This is a genomic window from Lentilactobacillus parabuchneri DSM 5707 = NBRC 107865 (assembly GCF_001435315.1).
Lineage (GTDB): Bacteria > Bacillota > Bacilli > Lactobacillales > Lactobacillaceae > Lentilactobacillus > Lentilactobacillus parabuchneri.
The window spans coordinates 95,857-120,071 of the sequence record NZ_AZGK01000001.1 but is presented as its reverse complement, the minus strand read 5'-3'; the positions used below and the strand labels follow the sequence as shown (position 1 = coordinate 120,071).

The following is a 24,215-nucleotide window of genomic DNA, read 5'->3' as shown; positions in this document are numbered from 1 at the left end:
ATATCATAACGCGTCCAAAAATAAATAAAATCAAGTGAATCGTGGACTGATTTAATAGATTATTTGAAAATTCGCGGGTTATCCTTTAAATATTGCCGAACGTCTGAGATAAAGTATAACGAGCCCGTAATCAATAACATATCCTCCGGCGCCAATTGCCCGGCCAAAGTTGAAATGGCTTCGTGCCAATCGTCAATAATCAGTGCTTGGTCGCCCACCGTTTCCAACTGGTGTTCGAGCTTTTTGGGGTCGGCGGCACTGCGCTTGCCGGGTCCCGAAAACTGAGTTAAATAAACCGTCGCGTTTGGAATCGTATCCATCTTTTCGACCATTTTATCCGCTTGTTTATCTGCCAAAATCCCCATCAAAATGGTGATGTGGCCGGACGAAAAATCGGTTTCCAGCAATTTAACAATCTGGTCAACCGCCGACGTGTTATGGGCCCCGTCAAGGACGACGGTCGGATTGGTAGAAACCCGTTCGAAGCGACCAGCCCATTGGGTTGCAGCAACCCCTTTTTCAACCGATTCTGTGGCTGCTGCAGCGCTTTGAAGTTGCTGATAGACCAAGTATGCCTCAATTGCCAAAGCAGCGTTGTGCGTTTGATAATCGCCCAATAAACCGGTGTGCAATTGGTCGAAGTGATGGGCCCCCGATTTGAAATCAAATGACTGTTGCCAACTTGATTCGCCTAAATCAGTGACCGTGAAATCACTTCCTAAAATCTGAATCGGACTGCCCTTTTTCTGGGCGGTTTTTTGGATAACTTTTAGGGATTCCTGATCCACTCCGCCAACGACGACCGGCACTCCGGATTTGATAATACCAGCTTTTTGAGCGGCAATTTTCGGTAACGTGTCACCTAGAATATGCATGTGGTCCCAGCCGATTGAAGTGATCACTGACACTTTGGGGACAATCACGTTGGTCGAATCAAATAAGCCACCCAATCCCACTTCAATCAGAACAATGTCGGCGTGGCCCTCGGCAAAATAAGTGAACATCATCGCCGTTACAATCTCAAATTCGGTCGGCCCACCCTCGGGCAACTCGTCATCCAACTTTTTGACGATGGGATAGACCGTTTGTGCCAACCGCAGAATTTCACTGTCTGAAATTGGCACACCGTTAACGCTGATCCGTTCGTTGAATTTCATTAGAAACGGTGAGGTAAAGCTGCCAACCGTTTTTCCATCTTCTTGAAAAATATTTCGTAAAAATGCCAGCGTTGATCCCTTGCCATTTGTGCCGGCAATGTGAATCGCGTTGATCCGTTTGTCGGGCGCTCCCAGTTCATCCAAAAATCGGCGCATTCGCTTCAGCGTCGGGATCTTCTTGAATTTAGTTCGCCCATGAATGAACGCCAGTGCCTCTTGATACGAGTTAATCATGTTTTCTCCTTAAAAAAACGTGGGTCAAACACGGTTACTATTACCGGGAGGACCCGGTAAACCGTATTTTTCCCCACGTCTTATCAAAATTTAACGATCTTCCTCAACAACTATTTTACATCTCACTACTAATTTGTTGCAAACGTTCCTTAGCCGCATCCAACTTGGACTGATAATCGGCTTGCTTCTTCTTTTCTTCGTCAACAACCGCATCCGGTGCGTTTTCGACAAAGCGCTTATTGGCCAACTTCCTTTCAGAACGGGCAACCTCGGATTCGAATTTATCAACATCTTTTTGAACCCGTGCTTGCTCATCTTTGAGATCAACCAGCTCAGCTAACGGTACAAAGACCGTTGCATCAGTAATCACGGCTGACATCGACAGCTTCGGTGCTTGGATGTCACTACCAATCTGAAGTTCCTTGGTGTGGCAGAAGCGATCAATGTAGTCACGGTTTGATTCAAAGATTTCTTTTAAGGTACTGTTATCCGTTTGAATCAACATGTCAATTGGTGATGATAACGGTGCGTTGGCCTCGTTTCGAATATTACGAACGGCCGTGATCAGATCAATCAGTGACTGCATCTGATGCTCAGCAGTGCCGTCATTAAATTCAGGATGGTCAACCGGATACTCAGCGGTTACCAATGATTTGCCAACGTGTGGCATCATTTGCCAGATATACTCCGTCACAAACGGCATGATTGGCTGCAACAACCGTAATGTCTGGTCAAGAACATAAGCCAAGATATTCTGGGTGTTTTTCTTGAGCTTTTCATCGTCGCTGTTAAGTGCTTCTTTACTCATTTCAATGTACCAATCACAGAAATCGTTCCAAATGAAATCGTAAAGATAACGATCAGCTTCACCGAAGTTGTATTTCTCAAACAACTCAGAAACATGGTTAACCGTTGCGTTCAAACGGCTTAAAATCCATTTATCAGATAGTTGCCATTCCGATTTGTCCGGAAGCTCCGGTTTGTCGATACCATCCAGGTTCATGATAACGTACCGGCTGGCATTCCAAATCTTGTTAATGAAGTTCCAGGCGGAATCCATCTTGTCGTAACTGAATTTCAAATCCTGACCAGGGGTACCACCAATTGACAGGAACCAACGCAATGCATCCGCCCCATACTTATCGATGACATCCATTGGATCAATCCCATTTCCAAGTGACTTGGACATCTTACGGCCCTGTGAATCTCGAATCAGGCCGTGAAGTAAAACGTCCTTAAATGGTCGTTCGTGGGTAAATTCAAGGCTTTGGAAAATCATCCGGGAAACCCAGAAGAAAATGATATCATATCCGGTTACCAACGTGTCGGTTGGGAAATAACGCTTCATGTCGTCAGTATCGTCTGGCCAACCCATGGTTGAAAACGGCCAGAGTGCAGATGAGAACCAGGTATCCAAAACATCCGGATCCTGTTCCCAGTTTTCTGCGTCCTTTGGCGCTTCCATGCCAACGTATGTTTCACCAGTCTGCTTGTTGTACCAGGCTGGAATCTGATGTCCCCACCAAAGCTGACGAGAAATAACCCAATCATGCACGTTTTCCATCCACTGGGTGAAAGTGCCTTCAAATCGTTCAGGAAAGAAGCTGACCTTATCGTCAGTTGATTGATTTTGAATGGCTTGTTCTGCCAGTGGCTTCATTTTAACAAACCACTGAGTTGATAAACGGGCTTCGACTTGAACCCCGGTTCGTTCTGAATGACCAACTGAATGGACGATTGGATCAATTGAAAGCATCAGGCCTTCGTCTTCAAGATCCTTAACCATTGCTTTTCGGGCTTCAAAACGATCCATGCCTTTATACTTTCCGGCATTTTCGTTCATTGACGCGTCTTCGTTCATCGTATTAATCCGCTTTAGATTATGACGATTACCGACCTTAAAGTCATTAGGGTCATGGGCAGGCGTAATTTTAACCATTCCAGTTCCAAACTCAGGGTCAACGTATTGATCGGCAATGATTGGCACTTCACGGTTAATTAACGGCACCAAAACCTTTTTGCCGACCAGTTCTTTATAACGTTCATCAGAAGGGTTAACCGCAACCGCAGTATCACCCATCATGGTTTCAGGACGGGTGGTTGCGATTTCAATGTAATCCTTGCCGTTAAATGTCGTGCCATCCGTAAATGGATACTTAACGTGGTAAAAGGCACCCTTGTCATCCTTATGAATAACCTCAATATCAGACAAAGCAGTCCGAGCCTGTGGGTCCCAGTTAATAATATATTCGCCCCGATAAATCAGGCCCTTGTTATAAAGGGAAACGAAGACCTTGCGAACGGCCTTTGACAAGCCTTCGTCAAGGGTAAAGCGTTCGCGTTCATAGTCCAGTGAAAGCCCTAATTTGGCCCACTGTTCCTTGATGGTCCGGGCAAAATCGTCTTTCCATTCCCATACCTTATCGATAAACTTTTCACGGCCCAGGTCATAACGAGAGATGCCTTGTTTGCGAAGCTTGGCCTCAACTTTTGCTTGCGTTGCAATCCCCGCATGGTCCATTCCTGGCAGCCAAAGGGTATCATAACCCTGCATCCGCTTGCGGCGAATAATCATATCTTGCAGTGTGGTATCCCAGGCGTGGCCCAAGTGGAGCTTTCCAGTAACATTTGGTGGCGGTAAAACGATTGAAAATGGTTTTGCTTTCTTATCCCCACTTGGTTCAAATACCCCTTCTTCAAGCCATTCATTATATCTTCCCTTTTCCACGGAAGTTGGATCATATTTCGTTGACATTTCTTGCTTCTTGTCTGACATGACGTCGCCCCTTTCAAATCCGATCTCAATTTTATTTTATGTAACAAAAAAACACTCCATCCAAACATTAGGACGAAGTGCTCGCGGTACCACCTAAATTGGGCTGTAAAGCCCCACTTAACTATCATTGTAACGGGCTGATAATCCCGTCCCGCTCTCAAAATTCGAGCGGGCAGCTCACAAGTTACTTTCACACAACAATCGGTAAAAATCTCCCAGCAATGATTTTCTTTCTGAAACCGGATCGTTGGCTACTCTCTTGCTCAACACTTTAATTTAATTTTAATCTTAACCAACTTTTGACTAATCGTCAACACGCTTGGCAACTTTTTTCAACGCATTTAACACATCGTCATAGTCCGGCTCATTGGTAATTTCAGGAACAATCTGACGATAGATAATCTTGCCGGTTGCATCAACAATGTAAATTGTCCGCGCCAAAGCACCGAAGTTTGGTAAATAAAGCTTCATTGCATAACCTAATGAAAGGTTTTCATCGGACAACATTTTTAAATTGGCGACGCCTTGTGCAGCACACCAATTTTTTTGTTGTTCAACCGTGTTATTGGAAACGGTCAAAAATTGAACATCGGGAAACTTATCAGCTTCCTGATTGAATTTTCGAGTTTCCACAGAGCAGACCGGTGTATCAATATCGGGAACCGTTGAAAGCAACGTGATTCTGCCAATAATATCAGCAGTCTTAACTTTGTTTCCGTCAGCGTCCTCAAGCTTAAACTTTGGCAGGGTTTCACCAACTTCTGGTGGATTGCCAAACATACTTTCTTCTTTACCATTGATCGTGATTTCCATAAAAGCACTCCCTTGGTCAATTAACTAACGTTATACATAATGTAGCCCACTCCAAGAAATTTGGCAAGGTGTTTTGTGAATTAAAGGAGTTCGGCAAAGATATCTTGGTTTTGGTTAAGGAACTCTTCGCCAGGTTTGATATCGGTAATTTGAATATGATCAATCGCTTTTTTCATCAAGCCGTCAACATCAATGTATGATTCAAACTTGCGCGACTTGTCCAAATCCGGACGCGTCTTTGGTGCAGGTGGCGTAAAAATCGTACAACAATCCTCAAACGGCAGAATCGACAGATCATACGTCTTAATCTTTTCAGAAATCTTGATAATTTCAGTCTTGTCCATTGATACCAACGGTCGTAATACGGGCATCGTTGTGACGTCGTTGATGGCCATCATGCTTTCCAAGGTTTGTGAGGCAACCTGCCCCAGGGCTTCGCCGGTAAAGACGCCGCCGCAATGCCTTTCTTGAGTAATTTTGGCGGCAATGCGCAGCATCATCCGCCGTTGAATGGTCATCAGATAGCCTTCGGGAACCTTTTCCTTGATCGTCTCTTGAATCTCGGTAAACGGCACCTGAATGAACTGAATATTGCCGGAATACTTTGCCAAAACCGAAGTCAACTGCTTCGCCTTATTCAGGGCTTGGTCACTCGTATATGGTGGGCTGTAAAAATGAATCATGTCAATTTTAACGCCACGTTTCATGGCCAAATACGTTGCAACCGGCGAATCGATTCCACCGGAAAGCATCATGGTTGCCCGGCCACCGGTTCCCACGGGAAGGCCGCCCGCCCCATGAATCTTTTCTGAAGACAAAAACGCCCCGTTCATGCGAATTTCAACACGAATTGAAATGTCGGGGTTCTTGACGTCAACGCTAATACCGTCAACATTTTCAAGGATGTAGTCGCCTAACAGATTATTGATTTGGTTGGTGTCGTATTGAAAATGTTTATCCTGACGACGGGTGTTAATTTTAAACGTTGCTCCGTCATGGTACTGTTCTTTGACCATTTCCAGCGCAGTTTGTTTAATCGTCTCCATGTCTTTATCCAACTGAACTGATGGATAAAAATTTTCAATTCCAAAAACGCCCTTCAAACTCTCGATAACCGCCTGATCGTCTTCACCATTAAGGGCAACGTGAAGTCGATCCCGCTGTGGCTTGACTTCGAGCTTTGGAAATGGGTGCAAAACAGCTCGGACATTTCTGCCAAGCTGCTTAATAAACTCTTTTTTATTTTTGCCCTTAGTGGACAGCTCGCCATAGCGAACCATAATTTCTGTATAGTGCATACTGACTCCTAACTTAATTTGTCAAATTCTTCATACAATTGATCAAATACTTTCACGAATTGTTTGGCTTCATCAAGTGTATTATGATCGCCAAGTGAAATTCGAACCGCACTGGTGGCAATATCGTCCGGGACCCGCATCGCATTTAAAGTTCCTGATTCGTCATGATCTTTAGATGAGCAGGCACTGGTGGTTGAAATGTAGATATCGTGTTTTTCAAAGGCATGGACAATCGTTTCACCACGAACACCCTTGATTGCAAAACATAAGATATGTGGTGCAAACGTGGCGTCATTCTTTGAAAAAATGGTCACTTTATCAAACTGACTGATGTGGTCCATAATCAATTGCTTGATTTGGCGTTCCTTATCAATGGCAGCCGGTTCTGTGCCCAGAACTAACCGAATTGCTTTTGACATCGCGGTAATTCCGGGAAGGTTTTCGGTGCCTGAACGCTGATTTTTTTCCTGTCCGCCACCATTCATTAATGGCGCGATTCTGCGGCCGCGACGTGCGTAGATGAAACCTGTCCCACGAGGTGCGTGGAACTTATGGCCGGAGAACACGGCGAAATCAGTCCGATCGTTAAAAATCTGATCCTGAATTCCCTTTCCTAATCCCTGAACCGCATCGACATGGAAGTGAATTTTAGGGTATTGTTTTAACAGCTCAGCCGCTTCTTTGATTGGCTGAATCGTCCCAATTTCATTATTGACCGCCATAATCGACACCAACGTCGTCTCCGGACGAATCGCAGCTTTTAAATCATCAATCGAAATGCGGCCCTCGTCATCGACCGGTAAATAGGTCACGTCATAGCCCAACTGTCTGAGCTGTTCAAACGAATTCTTGACGGCGGCGTGTTCAACCGAGGTGGTAATTAAGTGCTTACCAAACGCCCGCTTTTCAATTGCGGTTCCCTTGATAACCCAGTTGTCGCCTTCGGTTCCGCCACTTGTAAAGTAGATTTCATCAGGATGAACGTTCAGTAAATCGGCAATCTGCTTACGTGACTGCTCAAGTAAGTTGAATGCCTGCTCACCAAAATTATGCAGGCTGGAAGGATTCCCCCAGACCTGCTGGCTAACTTTATTGTATGTGTCAAGAACTTCAGGTAATACTTTTGTGGTGGCACTATTATCAAAATAAATCATTCGAAACCTTCTTCTCTCATTTATTGGTTCGACTCCAACAAATATAACTCCCAGTATGATACACCCAAACACAGCGTGTCACAAGCGGGATGCTTGTTGGCGTCGATTTTAAAACAAACAAAAGGCGGGCCACATTTTTGATTGTGCCCGTCTTTTCATTCAAATTATTGATCTTCTTCAACGACATTATCAGACTTGGAACGTTTCTTGGAGTTGAAATAATCATCTTTAATCTTGGTGAAAACGCCGGAAGACTGTTTTTCCAGCGCCTTAGAGATGATACTTAAGCTCTGTTCATAATCATATTTTTGATCAAAGTACATCTGCGCCGTTTTGCTGGCAGCAGCAATTTCGGAGTTGGTGCTGATAAACCGGTTGGCGTACTGAATGGTCTGTTCAGCCAGCACTGCATCATCGATCAGCTGACTGGTCTTTTCTTCAAGTGTATCCATGTCCGATTGAATGATGATCAGCTGTTTGGAAATATCATCCATATCAATCTGCGGCTGATTCATTGCATTATCCAAATGATTGATCTCACGAATAACGGCGGCAAATGCATCTTGATAGGCATCTGATAATCCGGGTAGATTATGATTATCGATTCGACGCTTTTTATTCCGCATTTCCAAATCAAAACCGGCCAGCGCACTTCTGGCAGCATTTTCTTGTTTTGGCAATTTGATGGCTGCTTGAAAGAGCGCTTTTTGCTCGGACTCAATTTGACTCAAGTCCTTCATCATTTGTTTTTGATCAGTTTGAATGGTTGAAAAAACAGCTTCGCCATCCTTCATTTGTTGAACTTCGTTTTGATACTTCTTTTCAATGGTTGAAATCTGTTGATCATATTGGTGATTATTCTCAATTTCTTGATGATTCAAGACATAACTTTTGTTAAGTGTTTCCAGCCTTAACTGCAAGTCACCATTTTGTTTGCGAACATGGTCAATGTACTCACCAATGACTTTAGTGTGCTTTTCAACGTCAGGACGGGCTTTAAATTCTTTATCGATTGCGTCATACATCTGGTCGATTCGATCTGCGATATTCTGAGTCGCTTTTTCAACCGAATCAATTTCCAAGTTTTCAAGTTTCTTGGTGTTAACCTTCAACTGATCGCGAATTCCCTTGATTGTTTTGACAAACTGATCATTGGGAAAGTTGTACTGCTTTTGTTTTAGTTCGTTGTAGCCTGACTCAATTTCGTCAACTTGTTCAACAAATTCTTTAGAAATCAACTCATAGAGCTTGGGAATCCGATCCATATACGATTCCAATTTATCGGTGGCGGTGTTCAAATCGCTCAAGACTTCTTCCGCGCTGTTTGGATCGCCACTTTTTGTCAACTGGGTGAACTCATCAAAAGTCCCCTCAATATCTGAAAGCATCTTCTCTAAATTATCAATGCTGGGGCCAAATGACTGGTTCTTATTGAGAATATCTTCTCGCAAGCGCTTGTATTTCTTATCAAGTTCATCGAGTGCCAACTTATGCTGCTTATTCAAATCATAAAGTTGGGCTAAGCCGGCTTGAATGTCTTTGAGTGTCGAATCAGCGTCGGAAATTGCTTTGTTGGCAGCTTGCCAATCGCTTTTGGTCTTTAAGAAATTAATGCCCTTGCCGTCTTCTTTAACGGCCTCAATGCCTTCATCAATACTCGGCAGCATTTGGTTCTTATAATGCTGATACTTGTTGTACAGTTGATCATACTTTTTGTGAGACTCACCGGTTAAGTTCATCTTCTTGGCAAGCGCAAATTCATCATCCAACGGAATCTTGTTCAAATCCCGCTTATTCTCGTAAATACTCGTTGCCATCTTAATTGTCCGTCTTTGATAAAAAACGAATCCCAGGTAACAAGCCCCCACTACCACGATAATTCCAATCAACAAAGTAAGCATTCGATCCCATCCTTCAGAAATAAAGATATAAAAAAACGTTATTGTAGTAAAATTGTCAAAAACAATTTATTATGTATGAATAGTTAAATAATGTGCTCTAAGTTGAATTATATCATAGTAGGGCCCTTTCACCATATTATTTTTAAAGTGAGGAAAACAATTATGCAAAACGTTAAAAATTTAGTGAACCAACAGCTTGACGCCCTTTTAGAAGGTGAAACCGATTTGGTTGCAAATATGGCCAACGCAGCGGCCTTATTAAACATTAGTCTTGAAGATATCAACTGGGTCGGATTTTACCGTTACGTCCCTTCAGACGATGAATTGATTCTCGGCCCCTTCCAAGGCAATGTCGCCTGCATGCACATCAAAAATGGTGACGGTGTCTGTGGAACGGCGCTCAAGCAAAAGCATTCATTACGCGTCGCCGATGTTCACCAATTTGCCGGCCACATTGCTTGTGATGCCAACTCAAAATCAGAACTGGTCATTCCATTGTTCAAGGACGGTCAGGCAATTGGCGTTTTGGACATCGATTCACCAATTCTGGATCGTTTTTCAAGTGAAGATGAAGAAAACTTGAACGCCTTTGGTGACATCTTCGTCAAACATGTTGACTTAGGGTAGAAATCTTTATACAATGGTGTTTGTGTAAAATAACGCAGCAGTAGACGGTAAGCTCGTCAACATGTTGTTGCCATTCAATTGGTTCTGCAAGTAACTCAATCGGCTGCTTGAGCGAAAGAGCAAAGCAACATGCACGAATACTAAGTCTGCAATGGCTTATTTTACTCCAAAAAAATATTGGAGGATTACTTATGTCAAGATATACAGGTCCAAGTTGGAGAATTTCACGTCGTTTAGGTATCTCTTTATCAGGTACTGGTAAAGAACTTTCACGTCGTCCTTATGCTCCTGGTGATCACGGTCAAGGCCGTCGTTCAAAACTTTCAGAATATGGTTTGCAATTACACGAAAAGCAAAAGCTTCGTTACATGTACGGACTGACTGAACGTCAATTCAGTAACTTGTTCGTTCGTGCCGGTAAGATTCGTGAAGGTAAGCATGGTGTTAACTTCATGATCTTACTTGAAGAGCGTTTGGATAACATGGTTTACCGTTTAGGTTTGGCTACCACTCGTCGTCAAGCACGTCAATTGGTTAACCATGGTCACATCACTGTTGATGGCAAACGTGTTGATATTCCATCATATGAAGTTCAACCTGGTCAAGTAATCTCTGTTCGTGAGAAGTCCAAGAATCTCCAAGTTATCAAGGATGCTGTTGAAGCTGTTGTGGGTCGTCCACAATACGTTAGCTTCGATGCAGACAAGCTTGAAGGCTCATTGGTACGTCTTCCACAACGTGAAGAACTTGATGCTGATATTGACGAATCACTTATTGTTGAATACTACAACAAGTTGGGTTAATCATTCAGCGGGCGTTTTGCTTATGGCAAAGCGCTTTTTTTGTACCTTTAGGAACATGTTATACTTGATAAGGTTTTGATTTTTAACACGTTTAAGAAAGGAGGATCAATATGCAACAACCCCTCGCCTATCGAATGCGACCCACCAGGATTGAAGACATCGTTGGTCAACAAGACTTGGTTGGTCCAGGTAAAATCATTGATCGAATGGTCCGCGCAAAGATGCTCTCGTCGATGATCCTCTATGGGCCGCCGGGAACCGGGAAAACCAGTATTGCCAGTGCGATTGCCGGCTCAACCAAGTATGCCTTTCGGATGCTGAACGCCGCCACGGATACCAAAAAGGATTTGCAAGTTGTCGCGGAAGAAGCCAAGATGAGCGGCACGGTCGTTTTGCTGCTGGATGAAATTCACCGTTTGGATAAAACCAAGCAGGATTTCTTGCTGCCACTACTGGAAAACGGTTCAATCATTTTGATCGGGGCGACGACTGAAAATCCGTATATCAATATCAACCCAGCCATTCGTTCCAGAACCCAAATTTTTGAGGTGCATCCCCTTTCAGCAGATGACATCAAAAAGGCCTTACAGCGCGCATTGGCTGATAAGGAAAAGGGGCTTGGCAATTACCCTGTCACCATTACTGATTCGGCAATCAACTTTCTTTCGACAGCAACCAATGGCGATTTGAGATCCTCGCTGAACGCTTTGGAACTGGCGGTCAAATCCACCGAAAAAAATGCTGAAGGAAACATCCCAGTCACCCAAGCCGTCGTTGAAGAATGCCTCCAGCGAAAGGCCTTAAATTCCGATAAGGACGGTGACGCCCATTACGACGTGATTTCGGCTTTTCAAAAATCAATCCGCGGATCCGACGTTGACGCCGCCCTGCACTATGCCGGCCGCCTAATTGAGTCTGGAGATCTGATTTCGGTGATGCGCCGGCTGATGGTCATTGCTTATGAAGATATCGGATTGGCAAATCCCGGTGCCTGTGAGCGGACCGTGGCCGCAATCGATGCAGCGCGCCAGTTGGGCCTGCCGGAGGGCCGGATTCCGTTGGCAAATGCGATTATTGAACTCTGTTTGAGTCCCAAATCAAATTCAGCCATGACCGCCATCGACGACGCGTTAAGCGATATTCGATCCGGTAATTACGGTGATGTTCCCCTGCACCTCAAGGATGCTCATTATCAAGGCGCCAAGAAGCTTGGCCGTGGTGTGACGTACAAGTACCCCCACGATTTCCCAAATGATTGGGTCAAGCAGCAGTACCTGCCGGATAAAATTAAGAACGCTCAGTATTATCACCCGAAGGAAAACGGCCGTATTGAAAGTGCCCTTAAACAGCAATACTTAAAATTGCGTCACTCGTCAGGCCATCAATCAATTGAAAAATAATTTGGAGAATACTCATGATCATTAATATTTTAGTCGGCATTGCCGTCATCATTGCAGCCTATATTGGCTACTACCTCCTCTCTCATTTAAAGAAAACAATGTTTAATATCTCGGTTCAAGACGAACCCAGGTTAAAAAGTGCTGCCAAAAATGGCGGTTGGATGTTTTTATTTTTAGCGATATTGGGAATTGTTTCACTATTGATTCAAAACGATATCTTGATTTTGGTTGTGCTTCTATGGATGACGGCTCACGGGTTAATCGTTGAATTTGCGATCCTAAACGTGATCAATCATAAGCAACACTAGGTATTTATTTCTTTGTATTTTCCCGAAAGTACAGTACAATTAAGTTAATTAGAAAGAAATGAGGGTGGGCATCATGTTACAACAACAATATAAACAAATTTTGGTCCCAGTTGACGGATCCTACGAGGCTGAGTTGGCATTCAAGAAGGGTGTTGCCGTTGCCATTCGTAATAATGCATCACTTCACTTAGTTCACGTTGTTGATACACGTGCATTTCAAAATATTTCAAGCTTTGATACGTCAATGGTTGAACAAGTCACTGATACCGCAAAAGAAACTTTGGATAAATACATTGAAGATGCAAAAAAAGCTGGTCTCAACGATGTTGATTATTCGATTGAGTACGGTGCACCAAAGACCGTCATTGCCAGAGACATTCCACAAAATCTCAACATCGATTTAATCATGATCGGTGCAACTGGTTTGAATGCCGTTGAAAGACTCTTAATCGGTTCGGTTACTGAGTACGTCACTCGAACAGCGGTATGTGATGTTTTAGTCGTCAGAACAGACTTGGACAACAAGCCTGCTGTTAACCCCAGCAAACATGTTTAAGCCGTCAATTTTCTGACCAATTAATCATTAGATAGAAAACTTATAAAGGAACTGCAACAAAACTTGGTTTTGTTGTCAGTTCCTTTATTTTTGGCTATTTGTCTTCTGGTAGAAAAATGATTAAGCCGTTTGTCGTATTGTTTAACTGGACAATATCAACCATCAGAAAAGGCTGAGTCAAAAGTTGACACTTTTGACCCAGCCCCATTCGTTCCGACTTACTGAACATATGTCGGATTGCCTTCGTTTTTCTTCAATTCTTTTTTGACCATCTGCACAATATGGGATTGATTACGCTTCAAAATCTTTTCAGAAAGTTCCGTGTTCCCGCGCAGTTCGGCGATGAACATGGCGGCGAACTGTTTCATCGTCGCAGCAATCACCTCACCTTGGGCATACAAACACTTTGATTCAAGTTCGGCTAAAATATCGACCTTATAAATCAAATCGTCTTCAGTCAATTGCTTTAAAATTTCGTGAATCAAAACCAGCGCCCGATCATACTTTTCCAATTCCGAATAAGCGGCAATAATATCAACGTATAAATCAACGATCACGATCATATCGTGCTTGCCGGCCTTTTTAACCTTGGACAGGATCTTCGCGCTGGCATCAATAAAGCTTTCAGCCCGTTTGAGCTTGCCTAACTTTTGGTAAGCCAACCCAATCCCCAAGTTCGACCAAGCCTGGTAGAAGGTAAATTCATCCGCCGAGTATTGGGTGAGCTGCAGATTGAAATTATAAATGGCCTCGTTAATATCATCATTGATATAAAGTTCGATGAATCCTTGGTAACAATGATACTTCCCCTTTAGATACCTTGATTCCAACTTTTTACTATCAATCTGGCCAATGTGCTTATTTGCGTCAGCGTACAAATGGTTGCGCATATCATCTTCAATATATGAAAACACCTTATCGCCATACCGTGAGTTCTTCGCAACATCAGTAATCTTTAAATCCAGTCGCTTACAGATCTTGAATAAGATATCAACACTGGTACACGTGTTTCGACTTTCAATGGAACTGATGGTTGCTTGAGTGCAAATCTCTTCAGCAAGCTGAACTTGGGACATCCCTTTATCTCTTCTAGCTTTCCGGATCAACGACCCAGTAATCACCATTGCCATATCATGACTCCCCTATAGTTAATGGACTTAACATACAACCTTGGTATCATATTATAGATTTTTAAAATAATCAAGAAATTTATTCCTCATTTTTGAAGATAATTACTCACGAAAATCACAAGTGAGAAGGTGATCATTAACCACGCCAACCGCTTGCAGGTAGCTATATACCGTGATCGGTCCGACCCGCTGAAGGCCCAAATTTTTAAAGGCTTTCACAAACTTTTCCGTAAAGACATGGTACCTTTCGGCATGGGCTGGCCCGGACAACAGATGATCCATTTGAACATTATTGACCGGCGCCCAAGTTGCCTGCGCTAACTGACTTGGATCGTTCTGAAGTGCTTTGGCATTGGCCACAATTGCCCGAACCTTCGCATGATTGCGAATAATCCGCTTATCTTGGCAAAATGTCTCAATTTCCTGATCCCCACACCTCGCCAAATAGCTGATCGAAAAGTGATGAAACACCTCGTCCATGCCGCCTTCAAACCTTAAGACCGTTTGAAATGCCAACCCAGCCTGCATAATCTCCAATGACAAGGCCTTAAATAATTTCTGAGGATCCCTTTCCGGGCGTCCCCAGATGGTGTCGTGATAAATCATTAATTCGGGACTTTTGGTCGCCCACTCGCATCGTTTAACCATTTTCCCACCTCCTACTTTAAAATTACGCAAAATCACAAGTAATTCTGCAAAGAATTTAAAAGTAGCAGCCATCTGTCTTGTTGATAATTAATTCGTAAATTTTGAAGGCGAAATGCCTGATCGGTCACCTGGCCGGTAACGCCCAACATGGCCATCCGCAGCATGGAGAACCGACTATCATCCGTCCATGAGTATACCTGACGACCGGTTCGCCCAACCGTTGCAATCAAGAATGGGTTGGCCGTAATGTGCTGCAGCGTATAAAAGTCAACCTGATAGCGTGAAATATCAGCAAAGTTCAGCATGGTCACCAAACCGACTTTGACGGTCGGCAACTTACGTTTAATCTGACGCAAAAATGGGTACCCAATCGAGTGAACCCGGTGAGGTAATTTTGTCATTTGTGATCCGAATTGGTCAGCAAATCGAACCCCCATTAAACGATCGGATTGGTTGGTGACTTTTAATTCAATAATTAATGGCTGTCCCAACCGATTCGCCGTTTTCAAGTAATCGCCAAACATATCGACGTGGTGATACCGTTTAATCGTCGCTAAATCCAAACGATTCACTTCTTGCATTCCTCGTCCGGGAATCCGAATGTCATCATCATGCGCGCAAATAAATTGATGATCCCTGGTTTCTTGGATATCCATTTCAACGTACGGAAAATGGTACTGGCTGTTTTTCGTTAATGAAGCGATAGTATTTCCCTTTGCATTGTGGTTGATGACACCCCGGTGAACGATGATCGTTGGTTTGGCAGTCGGCTTCGCGTTATATGCCGGATTTAACCCCGTCATTAGACCGGCAAATATGATTAACGCCAGACCAAAGCTGGTCACCAAGGCGCCGTGATGGATACGGGTAAACTGAATGCCTAACAGTCGGCTGATGACGGCCAGTTCGATTCCAATTGACACCACGTCAATTAATCCTTGAGATAGCAAAAACACGCCACGATTGATCACTAAGCGATTGACTTCTGCCATCAACAGAGTAAATAAGGTGACCGACAACAGCATGCCAAGCACCGTCAATAACTTCATCAAAAATGATTTCCAAGACATCTGTCGAATGGTTTTCCTCAAAGCTTCCATTGGTCGGTCACTTGGATTTGATAGTAGGCCAAGTTGATACTTTGAAAGAAAGATCCCGACTAACGCCAAAATCACATAAATAATAATGGCTGAGATGGCGATCACATAGCGATTAACGGTAATCCAGGTAAATTGGCTGCCAGAAATTGGCACTGAAAATTTGATGAAGTTCGAAAAGCCAAATAGTCCCAGGGGAATTAGCAGAATAAAGACGTAAATTGAGCTGATCAAGTAAGCCAGCATCGTTCTGGGCCGCCCTAACAGCCGTTTCTGGCTCGTTTGACAAATCCCATAATAAAAGAGACCCATCAACAATATAAACAGCACCAGCGAGCATAGCAGCACATTTCCAAATTGGTGAAACTGATCCATCAGATGACGCAAAACAAGAATGGCAACTATCAGTCCACCAATCGAATAATAATAGCCTTTGGTTTGATTTTCATTCATAACAAGCTTCCTTAGATGCAAAAAAACCGGCGAGAAATTTCTTCACCAGTCTAATTGTAATGATTAATTATTATCGATCGTTTGATCCTTAGGTGGTAATGGCTTAAAGTCGTACAAAATTTTAGTCTGGCGTTCAAACTCATCGATGGCTAACTGAACCAAACGGTCAATCAGTTCCGAGTATGAAATGCCGGATGCGGCAAACAGCTGTGGGTATAAACTGATGTTGGTAAATCCAGGTAAGGTGTTAACCTCACTCATGTATGGCTGATCGTCCTTTGAAACAAGATAATCAATTCGTGCCATTCCCTTAAGTCCGAGGGCCCGATAAGTGGTTAAGCCCATTTCGGTAATTTGTTGCGCAAGTTCGTCGGAAATATCAACCGGAACGTCAAATTGTACCTGGCTGGCATCGACAAACTTGTTGTCATAAGTATAAAAGGCATCACTTGCAGGAACCTTAATTGCCCCAATCTTTGAAGCAATTGGGTGGTCATTTCCCAAAATCGAAATTTCGAGTTCTTCCGGGCCTTCGATGGCCTCTTCAATTAAGACCTTATTGTCGTAACGGAAGGCGTCACGGAGACCTTCAGAATATTCGGCCTCATTTTCAACTTTATGAATCCCGACTGAAGAGCCTTGGTTAGCGGGCTTAATAAATAATGTGCGACCCAGTTTATCACTCAATGACTGATAGGAGAATTGTTCCGCAGTCAGTGGTGTGACCACTTCGTAACGGGTCGTTGGAACACCAGCCAGCTTGACGATCTTTTTGGTAATGTCTTTATCAAACGACATTGCCGAACCCAAAATGCCGGTACCGACATATGGCTTGTGCAACAGGCGCAGCAGGCCTTGGATGGTACCGTCTTCACCCAAATTACCGTGAATAATTGGGAAGAAAACGTCAATATCGGCCGCTTCTCCTAAATTTAAAATTGGTGCCAGCGGATTTCTGGTATCCAGTTTGGATAGTTCCTGTCTGGCAACTTCGTCTTCGGGTTCGCCGTCAAATACCCGAGAGGAAGCTTCATGATCCAAGAAGTATCCGTCTTTAGTCATCAAAAATAAGCTGACGTCATATCTGTCCTTGTCCATGGCATCGTAAATGTTATGAGCAGAACGTTTGGAAACATCGTGTTCGGAGGAATTGCCACCGAAAATTAACCCAATATGAAGCTTTTTATTTTTTTCCATGATTTCTCATCCTATTCGTATAGTCGTGTGTTTTCCAGAAACTTAAGTATATCATGGATAATTCAAGTTGAAAACAGTTTCATTAACTTCTCATAACTTTTTTAAAGACTGCTCATTAATGACAATTATTCACGTTTTAGTTGTTTTTTGCTGAAGAGATACTTGACGATGACCAGCAGAACAGCCGCCACTACCAGCATCGAAATCATCATTGGAAACGGATCGTACGCCCCAGTTGCCCGATAGCCAAGGATGAATTTGGCAAAGTTGGCCACCCATGTCATTTGAAAACTGGCGTCCAAGATTAATTTGGATGCCGTGTACATCAGGGTAATGTAAGCAATAATCGGGGTTACGATCAAAATTATTCGCTGGACGATCTTAGAGAATAACGTCAAGAAATTCCCAATGACCATTCCGATCAACGTCCCAACGACTAATAACAAGCCGCTAAAAATGAAGTTGAAGATGAATCCGACGAACGGATTATGGAAGTAGTTGACATAAGACGACATAAAAATATTGGTGTTGTGTGCATGAACCAGGGGCATCAAGACTACATATTGGTAGAACAAATTGAACGTATTTCCGATTAGAATTAACAACCCGTAGACGGTTACCTGAGCTTCAAAAAAAGTGGTCCGCGAAATGCCATTTTGAATGAGGAATTTGAAATTCTCATATGATAAGGTCGAAATCGCAAACATGTAGACACCAAATGCCGCCGTAATCCAAGTTCCCCGCATCTGTTCGGCTAAGGAATAGTCGCTTAGAGAACCTGAAATGAGCGAAAAGATAAACGGTAAAATCAGGAAGGCCACAAACAAAAAGGCGTACATTTCGAAAAGACCAATTATCTGACGCCGGAATAAATATTGAGTCACTTTATTTGTCTTCATGGTGGGCACTCCCCTCATATTGATTGGTCAAATAGATAAATAATTTCTGCAGATCAAAATTCGATAGTTGAACCGTATCGGGTAAAATCCGGTCGTCCAAGTCGCCATAAACGTAGTTGGCCCGGATGCTTCCCATGTTGTCATGGCCAATCACATTCAACCCTTGGGTATATTGATCCACATCTTTTTCTGGTCCGACCACGGAATGGGTTTTAGCCAAAACGTCTTCAACCGGCTGGTTCAAAATCACCCGCCCTTGATCCAGGACAATGACATCGCTAATAATATTGGCCACTTCTTCAATCAAATGTGTTGAAATGATAAAGGTACGTGGATTATCGGAATATGACTGGATCAACTCAGAATAAAACAGTTCTCGGTGGTTGGCATCAAGGCCTAACACCGGCTCATCCAGCAACACAAATTTGACGGGCAGACACAGTGCCAAAATCAACTTAAAAATTGAATTATAACCCGTCGATAATTTGCCAAACTTCTGATTAATATCCAGTCCAAATTCCGTGATTAACCGGTCTGCCAGCTCGTGATTAAAGCTGCCGTAAAATGATTCGGAATCTTTGATAATCTGCTTAAGCTTCCAGCCATCAGCATAGAGGTTCACTTCGCTCATCAGGTACATCAAACCCAACTTGGCATCATTGTCGTCAACATTTTCGGAGTCAATCTTAACTTCCCCTTCCCCAGCGAAGATCCGATTTGTCATGATACTCAGTAACGTGCTTTTACCGGCACCGTTTCGACCCAGAAGGCCATAGATTTTGCCTTCCTCGAAGGTAAGATTGACATCCGACAAAACGTGTTTGGATCCAAATGTTTTGGTGATGTGGCTGACTTCAAGTACACTCATCGCTTGTAACCTCTTTTCACTAATTCTAGTAATTCGTCTTCGGAAATATCCAAATTACGCGCCTCGCGAACCAAATTCACAACAAATTCCTCGAAGAAACTGTTGCGTTTTTCTTCGAGGATTCGTTGCCTGGCTCCTTGCTGAACAAACATCCCAAGGCCCCGTCGTTTCTCAATTAAATTCTTGGCAACGACAATGTTCATGCCTTTTAAAACGGTCGCTGGATTGATGTGAAACTCCTTTGAAATCTCGGTGGTAGAAGGGATTTGTTGGCCCTCTTCAAAGCCACCGGATGCAACCGCATCTTCAATTTGTTCAGCAACTTGGCGGTAAATGGGTTCCGAACTATTAAATTCAAATTTCATCATAACCAACCCATTTCCTTTTATAAGCAATTAGCGTTCCACCTTAGTCTTTGGAACCACGATCTTTGAGTAAATCAATACCGTTACAACAAAGTAGATCAGGTATAAAATCACAAATCCAATCGTCGTGATTCCAAATGTCTGATAGGCACTGGTTAGCAAGTGGCCTTGGACAAACATTTGCAGACCAAAGGCAACGTCAATGATACCGAGAACGGCTGGTAAGGCAAACAAGCCGAGAATTTGTGCCAAAATCGAATGGCTCAAGACAGAACGACGGGTGCCAATTTTGTTCAGCATATCAAAGCGGATCTTATCACTGGCAGTCCCGCTTAAAATCTTAAACATCAAGCAACTGGCAAGCATGGCCAAAAACGCAATTCCCAGGAAAATACCCATAAATTCAAGGCTGCCAAAGACACCTTTGAGTAATTGATACATCGTAAATGACCCCATCTGCAGGTCCTTAACGTGGTATTGTTTTTGTTGAAGTTCGGTAATTTTTGTTAACTGAGGACTGGCAGCGTCCATATCGTGTGCCCGGACTAAGAAAAGGGCGTTTGTCTTGGCATTAATTTGGCTGAAGGTTTGGGCTGAAACGACCTGAATCTTGTAAGATTGAATGGTTGGTGCCTGCAAACTCGACAGTGCCTGGTATGGATCCGAATTAACATCTTTGAAGTCCTTAAGTGAAGCATTGGAAACTTTTGATTTCAGTTGGGCCTGATTGGTAAAATGGGCATACTTCATCGGTTGTTGCTTTAATTGATCGGCCCGGTAATAAACGTGTTTGGTTTGAGAGTCGACCTTCTGTTGATAGGTCACAGTTGATTTACCTTTAATTTGGCCAATCAGTGAGCCCTGTTTGGCAGTCGGATTAGTCAATGCAACAGAATAATAACCGTTTCCCTCTGCTAATTTGGGAACCATATTCTGAAAGCCAACCCCAACCGTAATGGCCCCCAGTGCCAATGCAAACAAAAGTGAGACAACGGAGAGAATCTTGGTATAATCCCGAATTCTGAATTTAAGCTGAGCCAACGTAAATGAATTTAAACCCTTTGAACTCATCTTTGATCGCTGAAGCCACTCCAGCAGCATAACGAAAAATGAGTTAAAAACAAAGTAAGTTCCAAGCACGATGGTCACCAAGCCAATGGCAATCGCCATAATTTTCAGTCGCATAATGTCGTAAAGGGCATAATATCCGCCAGCTAACAGGACGATTCCCAAGATGGCTTGAATCATCAAATGAGACGTCTTAGGCTGCTTCCAATCGCTTTGTTGGCCCGAACGCAGCAGTTGTAGTGCGGACGTCTTAACAAACGTTCTGGCATTCAAGAACCCGGCAATGACGAACAACACCAGAAACATGATAATTGTTGTCCAAACAGCCGGCATATAAAACGCCGAGAAATTGGTGAGTGAAATATGCAGCGCATTGCCGAGAAAATCGCTGAGAATCTGCGTTACTCCGATTCCAAACACGATCCCAACCAGGGTTGAAACCAACCCGATGACAATCGTTTCCAGGATAATCAACTTGCTGATGACGCCTGATTTGGCCCCCAGCATCATGAACAGGCCATAATCGTGCTTTCGCATGCTCATTAAAAAGTTGTTGGCATAAAAGACGTACACCAGTGTAATGATCGCCAATAGAATCGAGCCAAAAATGAAGACGACTTTTGCATTCTGACCAACTGGACTGTTTGTGGTAAATTTATCGTTGGTTGAAATGGCTTCAAACATATAAAAGATCGCCGTTGTAATCATCATTCCTGAAAACAGGACCAGATAATCTTTCCAACGCGCTTTGACGCCGGATAATGAAATTTTAAATAACATAATTGCGCTCCTTTGAATTGATTACTGTTCGAAAGTTCCTAATTTTTCGAGAATTTCTTGATAAAATTCATTCCGTGGCTTGTTACCAGCATCAATCTCATCACCAATCCTGCCATCCTTGATGAACAAGATGCGTTTACAGAAGCTGGCAGAAAATGGATCATGGGTCACCAACAGGATTGAAACGCCCTGCTGATTAATATTGGTCAGCGTGTCCAATAATTCGCGGGCGTTGGTGGAATCCAAAGCACCGGTTGGCTCATCTCCAAATATGATTGATGGATTGGCAACTAACGCTCTGGCAGCAGCAACCCGTTGCTTTTGGCCACCAGATAGTTGGGTCGGATATTTTCCCAATAATTCTTCGATCCCCAACTTACCGGCTGCAGTTTTGACTGCGGTGTTAATCGCCGACTGCTTGGCGTTTTGAAGTGATAACGGCAAAGCAATATTTTCTTGAGCCGTTAAAGTTTCCAATAAATTAAAATCCTGAAAAATGAATCCTAATTTTTTAGAACGAAAATCAGCCATCTGGTTCGCAGATAAATTAGTCACATCTTGGCCGTCAATTTTAACTGAGCCGCTTGTTGGTTGGTCCAACGTTGCCAAAATATTCAATAAAGTCGTCTTCCCGGATCCGGAAGCCCCCATAATTCCAACGAATTCTCCTTGATTAACGGATAAGCTAATTCCCTTCAATGCTTCATATGGTTTGGCACTATTTTTATCGTAAGTTTTGTGTAAGTCTTCAGTTTCCACAATTTTAGTTGTCATAATAAGCCTCCGTGTTAGTTAATTACTTATGTAACTAACTATATATGTAAGGGACCTAAAAGTCAACAAAAAAACGCTTCATTTAGACGTCAGTTACAAACATCTAAATGAAGCGACCTTAATGAACTTCTGCTCAAATTAATCTAAATTATCTGTGTTAATGACGTTTTGCGTTCCCCGTTCAGTAATAATTGAAACCAAAACGTTATTAATCATTTTCATCCGTTGTTCATCGGTAATTGTCGCCCCAAGATCCTTTTGGAGCTGAGAAACAGCATCTTCTGAGATAGCAACTGCTCCTTGGACAATGATTTTTCTAGCCGAGAGAATCGCAGTTGCTTGTTGACGCTGCAGCATTGCATTGGCAATTTCAGTGGCGTATGCCAAGTGGGTCAACCGAGTTTCAATAATTTGCAGGCCGGCAACATCCAATCGTTCCTGCAACTCGGTTTGTAAGGCTTGAGAAACTTCAGTTGCGTTGCCGCGCAGGGTTAACTTATCGGTGGAATCATCAAAACTATCGTATGGATACTGACTGGCAATGTGTCGGATTCCCGATTCACTTTGAATTTCAACAAATTGTTCATAGTCCTCAACACTAAAAATAGCTTTGGCCGAGTCAACGACTTTATAGACAATAACCGCAGCAATCTCTACAGGATTTCCTTTAGAATCATTCACTTTAATAATCGAGCTGTTAAAATTTCGAACCCGCAATGAAATTGTCTGCTTATTCGTCAGAGGCACAGTCATGTAAAGTCCTGAATTGCGAATGGTCCCGATGTATCGGCCGAAGAAGGTCAATACCTTGGCTTCATTTGGTTGAATGATCGTCAACGAACTGGCAAACAACAGGGCCAAAATGATAATAATTGCCCCAATAATGATCGCGCCCATTGACCCATTTTGACTGCCAATCCACAGCAGATACCCCCCAAGTCCCAGAAGGACCAAGGTTGCAATCAACCCCAGATAGCCATTGACGTGAAAAACACTTTTCTCTTTCAAAAAAAACCGCCCCCTATAACTTAATAACTATCTTAAGTATATAGCGGACGGCACATAATTGATATTACTTAACATTCTTTTCTGGAAGAACAGCACCCTTGTAGTGATGTAAAATCCATTTTTGTGTACTGGTTGATTGAAGTGCTTTGACCAACTTCTTGATGGCCGGCTTCTTCTGATCACCCTTACGTGTGGCAATGATGTTAACGTAAGGCGAATCCCGTTTCTCAATCGCAATTGACTGCTTGATTGGGTTTAAACCGGCACCAACGGCGTAGTTGGCGTTAATCACAACAGCATCACCCTCACCGTTTTTGTAGATGGTTGGCAAAAGCTTTGGTTCGTAACTATGCTTGAACTTTAAGTGACGAGGATTTGAGGCAATATCACTGAAGTTGGCAGACGTAATGTCAATCCCCTTCTTAAGTGTGATCAACCCGGCATCCTTGAAGATTTGCAAAATTCGGCCATAGTCAGGAACATTGCTGCTGACGATGATCGTAGCACCTTTCTTGAGATCTTGGAGCTTCTTAACTTTCTTTGAGAAGACGGCGATTGGTTCCAAATGAACGCCACCGGCATTTACTAAAGTACCGTGGTTTTGCTTGTTCCAAAGCTTTAAGAATGGAATGTGTTGGAAGTAGTTGGCGTCCAATTCACCGTTTGCCAAAGCCTTGTTAGGCATCGTGTAGTCTTGGAACGTGGTGATTTTAAGGTTAACGCCCTCTTTTTTAAGCTGTGGGGCAACGTGACGTAAAATTTGTGCGTGAGGAACGGCAGAGGCACCAATTTTTAAAGTCGTCATTTTTTTGCTGGAATTTGATGATGAAGAACACCCAACTAATAAAAATGCCGTGAAGACAACTGCGAATAAACTCAATAATTTTTTCTTCATGTGAAA

At 43.1% G+C, this 24,215-nt stretch carries 22 protein-coding genes and 1 other annotated feature; of the genes, 5 read left to right on the top strand and 17 right to left on the bottom strand.

The genetic code is table 11. The features are described from left to right. Positions 1 to 59 precede the first annotated feature (59 nt). From FC51_RS00670 to ezrA, 6 genes are all read right to left on the bottom strand, one after another. Positions 60 to 1,391, bottom strand: coding sequence for a bifunctional folylpolyglutamate synthase/dihydrofolate synthase (locus tag FC51_RS00670; protein WP_057909303.1), 1,332 nt, complete (start codon positions 1,389 to 1,391; stop codon positions 60 to 62). A 115-nt stretch (positions 1,392 to 1,506) separates the two neighbouring features. Then, positions 1,507 to 4,167 carry a valine--tRNA ligase gene (locus FC51_RS00665; protein WP_057909304.1) on the bottom strand — a complete coding sequence of 887 codons (2,661 nt, stop codon included), beginning with the start codon at positions 4,165 to 4,167 and terminating at the stop codon, positions 1,507 to 1,509. A gap of 65 nt (positions 4,168 to 4,232) precedes the next feature. Beyond that, positions 4,233 to 4,443: a binding site (T-box leader), on the bottom strand. Positions 4,444 to 4,470: 27 nt separating this feature from the next. Then, the gene (gene tpx / locus FC51_RS00660; protein ID WP_057909305.1) at positions 4,471 to 4,980 is read right to left on the bottom strand and encodes a thiol peroxidase; all 510 of its coding nucleotides are present in this window, start codon (positions 4,978 to 4,980) and stop codon (positions 4,471 to 4,473) included. A gap of 80 nt (positions 4,981 to 5,060) precedes the next feature. Further along, the gene (gene thiI / locus FC51_RS00655) at positions 5,061 to 6,278 is read right to left on the bottom strand and encodes a tRNA uracil 4-sulfurtransferase ThiI (protein ID WP_057909306.1); all 1,218 of its coding nucleotides are present in this window, start codon (positions 6,276 to 6,278) and stop codon (positions 5,061 to 5,063) included. Positions 6,279 to 6,286: 8 nt separating this feature from the next. Then, complete coding sequence (locus tag FC51_RS00650) at positions 6,287 to 7,432, bottom strand: cysteine desulfurase family protein (protein WP_057909307.1); 1,146 nt, start codon at positions 7,430 to 7,432, stop codon at positions 6,287 to 6,289. 164 nt (positions 7,433 to 7,596) lie between these two features. Further along, a complete protein-coding gene (ezrA, locus tag FC51_RS00645) occupies positions 7,597 to 9,333 on the bottom strand; it encodes a septation ring formation regulator EzrA (RefSeq protein WP_057909308.1) in 1,737 nt (578 codons plus the stop codon). Between the two features lie 162 nt (positions 9,334 to 9,495). Here ezrA and FC51_RS00640 point away from each other — a divergent pair, with 162 nt between their 5' ends. The 5 genes from FC51_RS00640 (at position 9,496) to FC51_RS00620 (ending at position 13,027) form a co-directional block, all read left to right on the top strand. Continuing rightward, positions 9,496 to 9,960, top strand: coding sequence for a GAF domain-containing protein (locus FC51_RS00640; RefSeq protein ID WP_057909309.1), 465 nt, complete (start codon positions 9,496 to 9,498; stop codon positions 9,958 to 9,960). A gap of 191 nt (positions 9,961 to 10,151) precedes the next feature. After that, the gene (gene rpsD / locus FC51_RS00635) at positions 10,152 to 10,763 is read left to right on the top strand and encodes a 30S ribosomal protein S4 (protein WP_057909310.1); all 612 of its coding nucleotides are present in this window, start codon (positions 10,152 to 10,154) and stop codon (positions 10,761 to 10,763) included. Positions 10,764 to 10,873: 110 nt separating this feature from the next. Continuing rightward, a complete protein-coding gene (locus FC51_RS00630) occupies positions 10,874 to 12,163 on the top strand; it encodes a replication-associated recombination protein A (protein ID WP_057909311.1) in 1,290 nt (429 codons plus the stop codon). A 14-nt stretch (positions 12,164 to 12,177) separates the two neighbouring features. Further along, positions 12,178 to 12,471, top strand: coding sequence for a hypothetical protein (locus tag FC51_RS00625; protein WP_057909312.1), 294 nt, complete (start codon positions 12,178 to 12,180; stop codon positions 12,469 to 12,471). Positions 12,472 to 12,544: 73 nt separating this feature from the next. Next, positions 12,545 to 13,027 carry a universal stress protein gene (locus FC51_RS00620; RefSeq protein ID WP_013727704.1) on the top strand — a complete coding sequence of 161 codons (483 nt, stop codon included), beginning with the start codon at positions 12,545 to 12,547 and terminating at the stop codon, positions 13,025 to 13,027. A 218-nt stretch (positions 13,028 to 13,245) separates the two neighbouring features. On the opposite strand, the gene FC51_RS00615 is transcribed toward FC51_RS00620, so the two are convergent. The 11 genes from FC51_RS00615 to FC51_RS00565 form a co-directional block, all read right to left on the bottom strand. Further along, complete coding sequence (locus tag FC51_RS00615) at positions 13,246 to 14,157, bottom strand: helix-turn-helix transcriptional regulator (protein WP_057909313.1); 912 nt, start codon at positions 14,155 to 14,157, stop codon at positions 13,246 to 13,248. 102 nt (positions 14,158 to 14,259) lie between these two features. Continuing rightward, positions 14,260 to 14,805, bottom strand: a complete 546-nt coding sequence (locus FC51_RS00610; RefSeq protein WP_065203806.1) for a DNA-3-methyladenine glycosylase I — start codon at positions 14,803 to 14,805, stop codon at positions 14,260 to 14,262. Between the two features lie 32 nt (positions 14,806 to 14,837). Continuing rightward, the gene (locus FC51_RS00605; RefSeq protein ID WP_057909314.1) at positions 14,838 to 16,355 is read right to left on the bottom strand and encodes a glycerophosphodiester phosphodiesterase family protein; all 1,518 of its coding nucleotides are present in this window, start codon (positions 16,353 to 16,355) and stop codon (positions 14,838 to 14,840) included. Between the two features lie 63 nt (positions 16,356 to 16,418). Continuing rightward, entirely contained in the window at positions 16,419 to 17,552 is a 1,134-nt protein-coding gene (locus FC51_RS00600; RefSeq protein WP_057911122.1) for a D-alanine--D-alanine ligase family protein, read from the bottom strand. 125 nt (positions 17,553 to 17,677) lie between these two features. Next, the gene (locus FC51_RS00595) at positions 17,678 to 18,451 is read right to left on the bottom strand and encodes a hypothetical protein (RefSeq protein ID WP_057909316.1); all 774 of its coding nucleotides are present in this window, start codon (positions 18,449 to 18,451) and stop codon (positions 17,678 to 17,680) included. Then, on the bottom strand, positions 18,438 to 19,319 hold the full coding sequence (locus FC51_RS00590; protein WP_057909317.1) for an ATP-binding cassette domain-containing protein: 882 nt from the start codon (positions 19,317 to 19,319) through the stop codon (positions 18,438 to 18,440). The genes FC51_RS00595 and FC51_RS00590 overlap by 14 nt, the downstream gene beginning before the upstream one ends. Continuing rightward, positions 19,316 to 19,684 carry a GntR family transcriptional regulator gene (locus FC51_RS00585; RefSeq protein ID WP_057909383.1) on the bottom strand — a complete coding sequence of 123 codons (369 nt, stop codon included), beginning with the start codon at positions 19,682 to 19,684 and terminating at the stop codon, positions 19,316 to 19,318. The genes FC51_RS00590 and FC51_RS00585 overlap by 4 nt, the downstream gene beginning before the upstream one ends. A 30-nt stretch (positions 19,685 to 19,714) precedes the next feature. Beyond that, on the bottom strand, positions 19,715 to 21,532 hold the full coding sequence (locus FC51_RS00580; RefSeq protein WP_057909318.1) for an ABC transporter permease: 1,818 nt from the start codon (positions 21,530 to 21,532) through the stop codon (positions 19,715 to 19,717). Between the two features lie 21 nt (positions 21,533 to 21,553). Next, on the bottom strand, positions 21,554 to 22,306 hold the full coding sequence (locus tag FC51_RS00575; protein ID WP_057909319.1) for an ABC transporter ATP-binding protein: 753 nt from the start codon (positions 22,304 to 22,306) through the stop codon (positions 21,554 to 21,556). A 138-nt stretch (positions 22,307 to 22,444) separates the two neighbouring features. Beyond that, a complete protein-coding gene (locus FC51_RS00570; protein WP_057909320.1) occupies positions 22,445 to 23,314 on the bottom strand; it encodes an SPFH domain-containing protein in 870 nt (289 codons plus the stop codon). A gap of 64 nt (positions 23,315 to 23,378) precedes the next feature. Further along, positions 23,379 to 24,209 carry a MetQ/NlpA family ABC transporter substrate-binding protein gene (locus FC51_RS00565; RefSeq protein ID WP_057909321.1) on the bottom strand — a complete coding sequence of 277 codons (831 nt, stop codon included), beginning with the start codon at positions 24,207 to 24,209 and terminating at the stop codon, positions 23,379 to 23,381. Positions 24,210 to 24,215: the final 6 nt, after the last annotated feature.

Bases quoted from the DNA above. Each gene is read 5' to 3' on its own strand.
- FC51_RS00670 (WP_057909303.1), bottom strand. From the start codon at position 1,391: ATGATTAACTCGTATCAAGAGGCACTGGCGTTCATTCATGGGCGAACT.
- FC51_RS00665 (WP_057909304.1), bottom strand. From the start codon at position 4,167: ATGTCAGACAAGAAGCAAGAAATGTCAACGAAATATGATCCAACTTCC.
- tpx (WP_057909305.1), bottom strand. From the start codon at position 4,980: ATGGAAATCACGATCAATGGTAAAGAAGAAAGTATGTTTGGCAATCCA.
- thiI (WP_057909306.1), bottom strand. From the start codon at position 6,278: ATGCACTATACAGAAATTATGGTTCGCTATGGCGAGCTGTCCACTAAG.
- FC51_RS00650 (WP_057909307.1), bottom strand. From the start codon at position 7,432: ATGATTTATTTTGATAATAGTGCCACCACAAAAGTATTACCTGAAGTT.
- ezrA (WP_057909308.1), bottom strand. From the start codon at position 9,333: ATGCTTACTTTGTTGATTGGAATTATCGTGGTAGTGGGGGCTTGTTAC.
- FC51_RS00640 (WP_057909309.1), top strand. From the start codon at position 9,496: ATGCAAAACGTTAAAAATTTAGTGAACCAACAGCTTGACGCCCTTTTA.
- rpsD (WP_057909310.1), top strand. From the start codon at position 10,152: ATGTCAAGATATACAGGTCCAAGTTGGAGAATTTCACGTCGTTTAGGT.
- FC51_RS00630 (WP_057909311.1), top strand. From the start codon at position 10,874: ATGCAACAACCCCTCGCCTATCGAATGCGACCCACCAGGATTGAAGAC.
- FC51_RS00625 (WP_057909312.1), top strand. From the start codon at position 12,178: ATGATCATTAATATTTTAGTCGGCATTGCCGTCATCATTGCAGCCTAT.
- FC51_RS00620 (WP_013727704.1), top strand. From the start codon at position 12,545: ATGTTACAACAACAATATAAACAAATTTTGGTCCCAGTTGACGGATCC.
- FC51_RS00615 (WP_057909313.1), bottom strand. From the start codon at position 14,157: ATGGCAATGGTGATTACTGGGTCGTTGATCCGGAAAGCTAGAAGAGAT.
- FC51_RS00610 (WP_065203806.1), bottom strand. From the start codon at position 14,805: ATGGTTAAACGATGCGAGTGGGCGACCAAAAGTCCCGAATTAATGATT.
- FC51_RS00605 (WP_057909314.1), bottom strand. From the start codon at position 16,355: ATGAATGAAAATCAAACCAAAGGCTATTATTATTCGATTGGTGGACTG.
- FC51_RS00600 (WP_057911122.1), bottom strand. From the start codon at position 17,552: ATGGAAAAAAATAAAAAGCTTCATATTGGGTTAATTTTCGGTGGCAAT.
- FC51_RS00595 (WP_057909316.1), bottom strand. From the start codon at position 18,451: ATGAAGACAAATAAAGTGACTCAATATTTATTCCGGCGTCAGATAATT.
- FC51_RS00590 (WP_057909317.1), bottom strand. From the start codon at position 19,319: ATGAGTGTACTTGAAGTCAGCCACATCACCAAAACATTTGGATCCAAA.
- FC51_RS00585 (WP_057909383.1), bottom strand. From the start codon at position 19,684: ATGAAATTTGAATTTAATAGTTCGGAACCCATTTACCGCCAAGTTGCT.
- FC51_RS00580 (WP_057909318.1), bottom strand. From the start codon at position 21,532: ATGTTATTTAAAATTTCATTATCCGGCGTCAAAGCGCGTTGGAAAGAT.
- FC51_RS00575 (WP_057909319.1), bottom strand. From the start codon at position 22,306: ATGACAACTAAAATTGTGGAAACTGAAGACTTACACAAAACTTACGAT.
- FC51_RS00565 (WP_057909321.1), bottom strand. From the start codon at position 24,209: ATGAAGAAAAAATTATTGAGTTTATTCGCAGTTGTCTTCACGGCATTT.